The organism is Alkalihalophilus marmarensis DSM 21297 (genome assembly GCF_000474275.2).
Classification (GTDB): Bacteria; Bacillota; Bacilli; order Bacillales; family Bacillaceae_D; genus Alkalihalophilus; species Alkalihalophilus marmarensis.
Genome location: NZ_ATAE01000088.1, coordinates 1 through 1,480 on the forward strand (window position 1 = coordinate 1; position 1,480 = coordinate 1,480).

1 protein-coding gene is annotated in these 1,480 nt (G+C 36.8%); it reads left to right on the plus strand.

The annotated features are described in order from the left end of the window. The first annotated feature begins 112 nt into the window (after nucleotides 1–112). A protein-coding gene (locus A33I_RS20460; protein ID WP_235806211.1) for an IS3 family transposase occupies nucleotides 113–1,443 on the plus strand; the annotation gives its coding sequence in 2 pieces (ribosomal slippage) (nucleotides 113–494 and nucleotides 494–1,443; 1,332 coding nt in all). Nucleotides 1,444–1,480 lie beyond the last annotated feature (37 nt).

The window sequence follows — 1,480 nt, forward strand, 5'->3', positions numbered from 1 at the left end:
TAAAATGTACCCTATAGAGTAGACACTTAAAAAAAGTCTACCTATAGGGTACTTTTTTGTATAATAAATAACATTACTACTAGAGAAATACATCATGAGATGGGAGTACATAATGAGTAAAAAGGACTTTACTAAAAACGAGATTAAGCGATTATCATCTAATAAGTACGTTAGATCTGTTAGTTCAAAAAGCATCACTTATACAGATGAATTTAAACACATATTTATAGCGGAAAAAGAGAAAGGGAGGTTTGCCAGAGACATATTTGAAGTATGCGGATTTGACGTTGAAGTTTTAGGAACAGAAAGGATTAAATCAGCGAGTAAAAGATGGCAAAAAGCTTACAATCAAGACGGGTTAATGGGACTACGTGACACGAGAGCTGAAAATTCAGGGCGTACAAAGGAAAAGGAGCTTTCCATGGAGGAGAAGAATGCTCGCTTAGAAGCTCAAATTAACTTACTAAAGGCGGAAAACGAACTTTTAAAAAAGATTCGGTTCGCGGAAAGGGGGATGAAGAAATAGTCCTTCCCCCTAGCCAGAAGTATATCCTCATTCGTACTGTGATTGAAAAGTATCAACTGAAACATATGGTTAAATATCTTTGTGAATTAGCTGGTGTCTCAAGAAGCGGGTACTATAATTACTTTTCATTAAAGTCACAGGAACACAGGAAACAACGAGATAAAGCCGATCAAAAAGTGAAGAAGGTCATCCTAAAAGCTTTCCATTTTAAAGGTCGTAAGAAAGGGGCACGTCAAATTAAAATGACATTGGCGGGTCAATTTAGTGTTGTCTACAATTTGAAGCGGATCCGACGAATCATGAAGAAATACAACATTATTTGTCCTATTAGGAAGGCCAACCCTTATAGACGAATGATGAAAGCTACACATGAACATCGGACAATGCCAAACTTATTGAATCGGGAGTTTAGGCAAGGTATTCCAGGAAAAGTCCTCTTAACAGATATCACCTATTTATTTTACGGTAAAAATCAAAAGGCTTACTTATCAACCATAATAGATGGTACCTCTGGACAAGCTTTGGCTTATCATGTGTTAGACCGCCTAACGATGGACTTAGCTACAGACACTCTTTTAAAGTTAAAGAAGAATAGAAACTTCAAGAAAGCAAAGGATGCTTTCATTCACTCGGATCAAGGATTTCATTACACAAGTCCTGCTTTTCAAAAGTTAGTGAAGAAGATGGGATATCATCAGTCGATGTCAAGACGAGGAAACTGTTGGGATAACGCCCCTCAGGAATCTTTCTTTGGCCACCTTAAGGATGAAGCCTCTATTAAAGAATGTTCAACTCTAGATGAAGTAAAAAAAGAAATGAAACGATATATGACCTACTACAATCACTATAGATACCAGTGGAATAGAAATAAGATGACCCCTGTTCAGTACAGAGATCATCTTATTAAGGCTGCCTAGGCTTTTTAAAAATGTCCTTTACAAAGGGTACACTTTA